The organism is Salipiger sp. ABF4_146 (assembly GCF_056161345.1).
The window spans coordinates 15,023-23,299 of record NZ_JBSWYX010000029.1; the positions used below are offsets into that span (position 1 = coordinate 15,023).

The window sequence follows — 8,277 nt, forward strand, 5'->3', positions numbered from 1 at the left end:
AGCGGTGTGGTTCAGCAAAACCATTGTTGAGACCTGAGACCCGGTTATGGCCACCCGCTGCGCGATGTGGAGGCTGCGCGCGTGGCCATAACCTGTCGGCAGCGCTTCTTCCCGACGTGCTACGGTGTCGAGCACATCATAGTTAAGCTTCTAAAGTCCAATCGTGATGCCGATCGATTAATCCTCGAGAATGAAGCGCCCTACCTGGAGGTCGCACGCATGTTCGGCCTCAACGTCAAAGCCCCCCTTAGGTACCGGAATGGAGTCTTGAGTATTCCCAGGTTCGACCGCGAGCCAAGAGGAGAGAGCTTACATCTGCACGGGCAGGAAAGCTTGGTCTCGGCCAAGGGTGTCTCTGAATTTGCCCACGTGACGAGCCATGAAGAATACTTAGCAATCATCCAGAAGGTCAGCGATGACCCCGTCCGAGACACCTTGGAGTACGTTCTACGGGATATCTTGAACTTGGCCATGGGCAACCCTGACAACCACGGTCGGAATTCAGCACTCAGCAAACTCTCTGATGGAGGCATTCGCCTATCCCCCCTGTTCGACTTCCCCCCAATGCGGCTCTCGGAAGCTGGCGTCGCACGCTCAACCCGCTGGGCGTGCCTGGGTGGGAAAGACCTGGATGGAGACTGGTCGCTGGTGTGCGAAGCGGCCGCTTGTGATGGCCTTACCGCAGATGATTTGAAGGGTGCGCTGATCGAAAAGATCGACTTCTTTCGTAACTTACCACAGGTGCTGCGAGAGCTAGGCATCGATCGCGAGGTGATAGACCATGCCATTGATCCACAACGTGCGTTGACGCCATTGGCACAACTGGAGGCGGCAACATGCCCAAAAAGCGGCCCCTAAGCAAAGACGAGAAGCGATCCAAGCGAGCCGAAGTGTCGCGGAAAGCATTCCGTGGAGAGCTCCGTTTTCCTGAAGCGATCCGAGAAATCAGGGAGTCGCTCGGCCTTACCCAATCTGAGTTTGCCGAGAAATTTGGGCTTACTCGGGTTCAGGTAAACGCATTGGAAAATGGAAGGTCCAACCCGACACTGGAGACGCTTCAAAAGATCGGTAAGCTGTTCGGCTTCCAGGTTGGCTTCGTCCCGCGAGAAGGCGCGAACCGTCCTCGAGAAGACGTTCTCGCAGACCGCCTGCCGGGGCCCAATTCTCTCTAGGGTCAGGGCCATCCGTCTCGCCTAGATTGTCGCTAGTGCTGCGAGCTTTGCCTACGCGATCCGTTTGAAATGGAGAGCGTCACTCGCTCCGTGACCAGCGCTGGGTCACATTAGTATATGCTTATAGTGATACTTTATGTTCTGTGCCGTGATCATGTGTATCACTATGGGCATACATATAGGTCAGACGGCCTCGCAGCGCCGAGGAGAATCCAAAGGTCCTTAGTATGTTCTCGATATTGGAACTCACTCCCCTGGCGTGCCTACGCTTTCGAAGGCGTCCGCGCTCAGGTGAACTGGGTTTTCTGCGAACATGCGCTCCTTGGCCTTGGCACCGATCGATACAGAGTCGATGAAGACATCAGACGAGCCGGGGTTCCGGCCGACCGAGATCACGCTGTCGACGCATTCAATGAGCGAACTGCGCTTCTCCTCGGGCGCTGCCACGATCACCTGCAGACCGAGCGATCGGAAGAGGTCCATGAGCCGCTGAGTGTTTGGGATGTCGAGCTTGTTGAACGCCTCGTCGAAGACCATCAGGCCCATGCCTTCGTAGTCGCCGGGCGTTGCCTTCGGGTAGTATGCCGAGACGAGCGACGCAGCGATCGCCACGTAGTATGGCGCCTGTCGCTGGCCGCCCGAAAGCTTGCCAAGCACGGACGAAAACGGTGTGCTGACTGTCCGGCCGGCGTCTTCGGGATCCGGGTGTTCGATGAAGAGCTCGAAGTTGAAGTAGTTCCGGTAGTCCTCGTAGCGCTTCACGTCGTCGTTCTCACCCTCAAGAAGAGCGTCGAGCGCCTGAAGGCTTTCGTCGTCAGCGACATCGAGCACGGATTGATCCGCGGGGACCTCGGCGGTCACCAGCCGGTAGATTGGCAGAAACTGCGCCGAGACCGTGCTGCGGAATTGGTATGTCTGCCCAACGAACGAGTACTTCGAGAGCCGCCCGTTGAGGCTGTCGAGTTGCTCCTCCATAAGAGCGAACTGTTCCCCGATCCGGCCAATGAGCCCTTCCGTGAGGCTGGTCTCCATTTCCTCTCGCGCCCGCTCGAGGCGCTCGCGGTATTGCAGGAGTTCGTGGTTTCTCAAGCGGTCAAGGTGCGAATGGGCCCAGACGCAACGGTCCGCATCCGTGCTGTTCTCTCCAAGCGGCGCATCCTCTACCATCCACTCCTGGGCGTAGGACATCAGGCCGTTGTTGCCGCGGGTGATGAGCGCACTGGCAGAGCCGTCCTTAGTAATCTCTTGGCGGACGTCCGAGATGCGTTCCCGCAGAACCGCGATCCTGGACGTCGCCTCTGAAATCGGAAGGCCTGTGATCGCATCGACCTCTTCGTCGGTGACCGGCACTTCGTAGTCGCCTTGTCCGATCAGCCTAGCGACCGCCTTTGGAATGGTTGCCTCGGCCTGCTCCTTGACCTCAGACATGCTCTGTCGGAGTGAGAGCAGGTCATTCTGGCGGTCGTCGAGCTTGGCAGACATGATGCCACACTGGATGTCCAGCGTCCGGCGCCTCTTCTCAATTTTCAGAGTTTTCGCCTCAAGCTCTTCAAGCTGGCCCTCAATTTCAGAGAGTCTGGCATCGATGTTACCTGTGTCGGGGGCGGACATTGCCTGCCGGCGCTGGGCGAGCGACCGCAAGGCCGTGAGGACCTCTTTCAGATCAGCCATCGCCTTGGAGAGCGCTTCAGGATCAACGACCGAAAGCGCACGTATGCGCTGCTGGGCGCCCTCAAGGTCTCGGATGGATTTCCGCAGGTTCTCGTAGCGCTCGCGCATTTCTGTAAGTTCAAGCGCCAGCTCACCGCGGGCGGCGCTTTGCGCGGTCTTACCCAGGATCGGTCGACGGTCGCGGAAAACGCGGAGCGTGGCTCCTGACCCGGTCTTCCCGTTGCGCATGATCCCACTCGAGAGCGAGCGAAGTTCGGCCTCCGTCTCTGCTCGGCTGTAGCGACCGACATTGAATTCCAGGAACTGACGGATCACCGGATCGTCCGAGGTCACCACCTCAGCAATGGAGTTCTCCGCCAAGCGTGCCCGGACATTGCGCAAGCGCCGCTGGTCGATAAGACGAACCCCATCATAGGTGTTGCGATTTCGGTAGAGTAGCTCGAACGCGGCATCGACCTGAGCTTCATCGACGATGATCGCTTCTCGGTTAGCGCCGAGTATCGCCTCGAGAGCATAGGCCCAAGACGTGTCGCTCACTGTCACGAGATCAGGTAGGCATCGTGCGCCAATGCCGGCTCTCTCGAGATCAGATAGGAAACTCCTTACCCCTCGGCTTAGGACGGCTTCAGGTCGTGCTGATGCATCTTCGTCCCCAAATTCGCGAAGCTTCGCCCTCATATCGATAGCTGCTTCCCGGGTCTCCTCCAGGCGGGTCGTAATCACATGAAGATCGCGGGACTTCCCGCTGATACCACTGAGATTTTCAGAGATTTCGGCTGCAACAGAGACCCACTCTTCCGCACTCCGGCCAGAGGTCATTTTGGTCAATTTGGAGGCTTCTTCAGCGATCGCGGATACAGCCGGAACCATGCTGGTGATCGCCTTCAGGTGTCGAATATCGGCGTAAGGAATGAGGCCAGCCTCAATGCGATGCCGAAGGCTGCCTTTGCGTTCTTCGAGAAGCCGGCGTTCTGAATCCAGTCGCCCGAGTTCGGCAGAGCCATCAACTTCAGTGAGCTTTTGCCGCAGTCCACCGCGCTCGGCTTCGAGGTCGTTAACCTCTGCCGAAAGCTCCTCTGAGCGTGCTGTCGCTGTCTTCAGTTCTGCCTGGCTGGAGGTCAATTCATCTCGCAGCTTGCGCGTTTCAAGCTCGGCTTCAGCGACATCGAGGGCGAAGGAGGTTACGTTAAGATCGCCCTCCATCATGCTGATGCTGAACCCCTTTTGGAAACGAGATGTAACGGTCGACAGATCGCTTGTCATGCCTTCGATGCGGGCCACCTCAGCGGACATCTCCCGCCAGACCGAGATCGAGGAACGAACCCCTGCCACGTCGAGGGGCAGCGGCTCCAGAACAAAGCGACGGACGAAATCAGTCGGGTCCGACATCTCTTTGGCCTGCAGCGCGTTCGCGAAGCTGCGCAGGAACCTCTTGGCATCCGGAGGAGCGGAGGGGCGCATCATTTGCAGATAAGCGTTCACGAACTTGGTGCTGTTTTGGTGGAATGTGATCGCCTTGTCGCCATGCTCTTTGCGAAGACGATCAACCATCGCGTCATGGGAGACCACCGACCCGCCATCCACGAAGTTCTCGATGCGGAAGTCGCAGCCCTCGACAATGAAGCGCTTCGTTTGCTCAGAGAGGTCCTGTTCGGCACGCAGGAGAAGACCAAGTGCAATGTGCTTTCCGAGGCCTTTGTCGTGGAACGTGAGCACGAGGGTCGTCTCGCAGCGTTCTCTGCGGGGCTTACCCTCATTTACGTCGCTTACGCACCCTAGGGCGTAGTCTCGGACACTTCGGCCGCGCTGAACCCCTGCTGCAGCATTGAGCTCCAAGACATTGCGATTGTTACCTGAAATCACAGTCTGGATGGCATCGAGTACGGAGCTTTTTCCCGCGCCGGTTTGGCCGATGAGAGCTGCATGCTCCCGGATCGGGATGTCTAGGACGTCGACGAGATACCAGTTGTGCAGCGAAATCCGCTTCAGTTCGTACATCTCAGCTCGCCTCCAGGAATGGGGTCTGTTGATCGCTCTCAAGCCAGCTCTGAAGGCGCTCGATGTAGGCGTCGGAAACAAGTACCCGGATGCCTGGCAAGATCGTCAGTCGGGTCACGCGGGTCTCGCGATCCTTGTCTCCGACCCGTACGATGCCCTTGCGGTTCAGCTCACGCAGAAGGTTGTCGACCAGGTGGTTTTCGCCGGGTGGCGTCGCTTGGGCGATGCGTTGGTAGACTTCGGCGATCTCCACGGTGTCTGTTTCGACACGTCCGGTCCCGTCCATCTTTCCCTCGGTGAAGCCGTTTTCGAAGATGTAGCGGAGCGCGATCCGAATGAGGGTCTCATCCTTCTTCAAGCGCATGAGGCGCCATGCATATGGAGGCTTCTCGAGGTCTTGCGGCTTCAGCGCGATCATCTGTGTGCGGGCATCCATTTCCAGATCATAGCCCGCCACGGCAAAGTAGCGCTCAAAGAAGATCCTGTGGTCCTTGATGGCTTGGACCGCGGATGACGGAACCGAATGGGTGTCGTCGTAGATGACCTGGTGGAACATGAGCGCCTGAATGGCGATCCGGATCGCATCACTCAGCGCGTCCGGATCGTCGGCCTTGTCGAGGATTTGCGCGAACTCACGAAGTTCCATCAGTGCACCCTTTGTTGCTGTCCGCGCGGACGGATCAGGAAGTTTCTGCAGGTGATCCAGTCGTTTTCGACGGTGCCGGGACACTCTGAAATCTCCCAGTCCTTCGACAGGCGTCCGCCGAGGTAGTTTAGCGATCTCAGCCGTTCGAAAACGAAGAAGTCGTCCAGCGAAGAAATGGGCAGTTCTCGCCCTTCGACCGCACCCCGGCCTTCTACGTTGGCCCGAAGGTAGGCGTCGACTTGGTCAGGCTGCACCTGGCTTCGGGCCCGGTATGCGATGATCGCGGCTTCATGCGCTCGCTGCGCCTCGGACTTCTGCGGACGTTGGATCGTCGTCGGCTTGATCTCGGGGCGCTTGCTATTCGCTGTGAAGAGATGTGTTGACCCGGACGGAAGCCATGAGCCAGTCGCATCGTCGCTAGGGAAACATTCATCGAGTGCATGCGCTGCAGCGGACCTGAGCACTCGCTCCAAGACCTCGGTGTTGCTCTCGCGCATGGTGTCCAGGAAGCGGATCGTGTTCCGGATCTTCGTCTCCACTCGACGATTGGTGTCCTCAATCACATCAAGATAGTCATCAATGCCGCTGAAAACTCTCAAAATTGTTCTGAGATCGTCGATTACCATTCGGCGTGCGGCGGTCGCGTGATCTGACTTACCTTCCCGCTGATAGGCGGTCGCGATCTCATCGATCCTGAAATCGTCTTCGAGAATGCGGCGGGCGATGCCGAGGATACGGACTCTGAATCTGAATGGGTTCGCTCGCGTGTGGAGCTGCTTGTAGTCCGAGATGAGGTGGGCCTGGACGTAATCGGTGAAGAAGCTCTCGAAGAGGTCCGCGAAGGACGCTCTGGTGGCGATCAGCTCCTCTGCCTTGCGCATGTTGGCGCTCAGGCCCCGGAGGTGGTTCAGGAAACCTCGGGATGCCTTCGCGGCGCCTCGGAGGGCCTCGGACCGGTTCTGCGGATCCCTCTCGACGCTCTCGATGAGCGCGAGCACGTTGATGACTTCGCCGCCGTATGAGCGCAGGCGCCCGAACTTCACGTCTAGCAAGAAGTCGAGCAGCAGCCGGGCGGTGGGATCGATGTCTGTGAAACGCTGGAAGCCGTTGCGTTGCTCGAGAAGCCACCCGGTCTCGATGAGCCGGGCGTAGGCCATGTTGGCCCGCACGCCGATGTCGGTCTTGGCGTCAGGGTCGAGCCCTTCGTGCCGTCGGCAGAACTCCTTGATGGCGTCGACCACCTGCCCGCGGGCCGAAAGACCGGCGTCCTCGAACAGCTCGTCGGAGAGGTGCTCAAGGAGCTTCGCGTAGAATTGCCTCGCCGACCCGGAGAACAGCTTGAAAGCGTCCGGGTGGAGATCTCCAAATATCTGTTCGACTGCACTGCTCATTGAGTATGAGAGTATGCCTGACACCACATCTTGTAAACTAGCCGCAGACGGGACTCACAGGCTCTGCGCTCTACTTGAGGCACTCACTCACGCCTGATTCCATATTCCGGGGTTTCTTCTAGCGATTTCTGCTGTACGCTCTAGGAACGAGGAGACAGAGCGATGTCCGACAATCACAACACCAGCATGCCCCGTATTACACAAACCTTCCCGATGCCGAGCAACTGGAAGAAAGGCACCGGTGACGACGGAGGGGGCAACAAATAAGCCCCGTACCTCCCAACTCTCGCAGACGAGAGGAACTTGCTGGCCTCTTCCTCAGGTCGGCATCCAAGAGCTGGTGCCGCCCCCTTCTCCCAATACTCCGCAATGGAGTCGCCTCCATCATGATGCCCAGGCATGTTGCCTAGGGCATCATGATGAGTCCCATAGAGCATGAGCCTCCCGGGACCATAGTCCTCCTGTTACCGCGGTAACAAGTTGTGGCACGCGTCGGCGTGTGCAGGTTTCAGCCGATCAACGGAGTTCAGGAATGGCTGAAGCAGACGCGACAATCAAATATGAGCAAATCTTTGGAAACGAGTTCGGCTCGCGATATGCCTTCCAAGCCCATCATGCCGACATCGAGGAGCGTCTTAAGTACTTCCATGGCGGCTACATATCAAAGCATCTGCACTTCGTGGCTGTGACAGGCGCTGAAAAGGTTGTAGGGATCGCCGCCGTGCAGCAGAACCCCTACCAAGACCTGCAGCTCTGGCTTCCCTACGTGACCGTGGACGCAGAGTTCCGAAATCAGGGTATCGGCCGCAAGCTTTTCGAGCAGGCCGTCAAGTATGCGGCTGGCGAGGGTAAGGAGCTCGAGCTTAGCACTGTCATGGACGACGGACTGCTCTACCTCGCGAACTCCATTCGAGATGCTCAGCGCTCTCATCCAGGCGTCCTGGCGCGCATTCCGCACAAGCTTCGCATCGATCTCGAAGATGAACTTCCGGATGAGGGCCTAGCGCCCCGAGGCATGTGATCGGGCTAATGGGGTGACATTATGAACGCCGTTCTAGTGGTGTAAATCTAGTAGGCTATACCGCAATGGGCGTATGCCCGCTGGCTCCCCATATGAAGCTTAAATTGGCCCTGCTCAAAGTTCTAAGTGATATTCAACGAGCACAGACGAATTCATGAATTTGAATTTTTATGTGATGTACGGAAATCGAATCGCGTCACTTAGGTCGCGCAATATCGGCGATTGCGTGCTTCCGCGAAACGACGCCAATCAATCAGTAGTTGCGGCGCCTCATCTTCACACTTATGTGAGTTGATGAATGCAGGTTCTGTGGCGAAGAGCCTCAAGCATATATGCCACCTAAGGCTCTGATTTTCCCTATAGTTAAATAAATAAGTG

6 protein-coding genes are annotated in these 8,277 nt (G+C 57.7%); 3 read left to right on the forward strand and 3 right to left on the reverse strand.

Going from position 1 to position 8,277, the window contains the following annotated elements:
• Positions 1-81: 81 nt before the first annotated feature.
• A complete protein-coding gene (locus tag ACXAJT_RS24970; RefSeq protein ID WP_475240874.1) occupies positions 82-858 on the forward strand; it encodes a HipA domain-containing protein in 777 nt (258 codons plus the stop codon).
• Positions 837-1,172 (forward strand): helix-turn-helix transcriptional regulator, encoded by a 336-nt coding sequence (locus tag ACXAJT_RS24975; RefSeq protein ID WP_475240878.1) that lies wholly within the window; start codon positions 837-839, stop codon positions 1,170-1,172. The genes ACXAJT_RS24970 and ACXAJT_RS24975 overlap by 22 nt, the downstream gene beginning before the upstream one ends.
• A 246-nt stretch (positions 1,173-1,418) precedes the next feature.
• Here ACXAJT_RS24975 and ACXAJT_RS24980 read toward each other — a convergent pair whose 3' ends face one another.
• The 3 genes from ACXAJT_RS24980 to ACXAJT_RS24990 are packed head-to-tail and all read right to left on the reverse strand — an operon-like array spanning position 1,419 to position 6,878.
• Positions 1,419-4,841 carry an SbcC/MukB-like Walker B domain-containing protein gene (locus ACXAJT_RS24980; RefSeq protein WP_475240885.1) on the reverse strand — a complete coding sequence of 1,141 codons (3,423 nt, stop codon included), beginning with the start codon at positions 4,839-4,841 and terminating at the stop codon, positions 1,419-1,421.
• 1 nt (position 4,842) lies between these two features.
• Complete coding sequence (locus ACXAJT_RS24985; protein WP_475240889.1) at positions 4,843-5,487, reverse strand: DUF4194 domain-containing protein; 645 nt, start codon at positions 5,485-5,487, stop codon at positions 4,843-4,845.
• Positions 5,487-6,878, reverse strand: coding sequence for a Wadjet anti-phage system protein JetA family protein (locus ACXAJT_RS24990; RefSeq protein ID WP_475240893.1), 1,392 nt, complete (start codon positions 6,876-6,878; stop codon positions 5,487-5,489). The genes ACXAJT_RS24985 and ACXAJT_RS24990 overlap by 1 nt, the downstream gene beginning before the upstream one ends.
• A 532-nt stretch (positions 6,879-7,410) precedes the next feature.
• Between ACXAJT_RS24990 and ACXAJT_RS24995 the strand changes: the two genes are divergently transcribed.
• Entirely contained in the window at positions 7,411-7,899 is a 489-nt protein-coding gene (locus tag ACXAJT_RS24995) for a GNAT family N-acetyltransferase (protein WP_475240897.1), read from the forward strand.
• Positions 7,900-8,277: the final 378 nt, after the last annotated feature.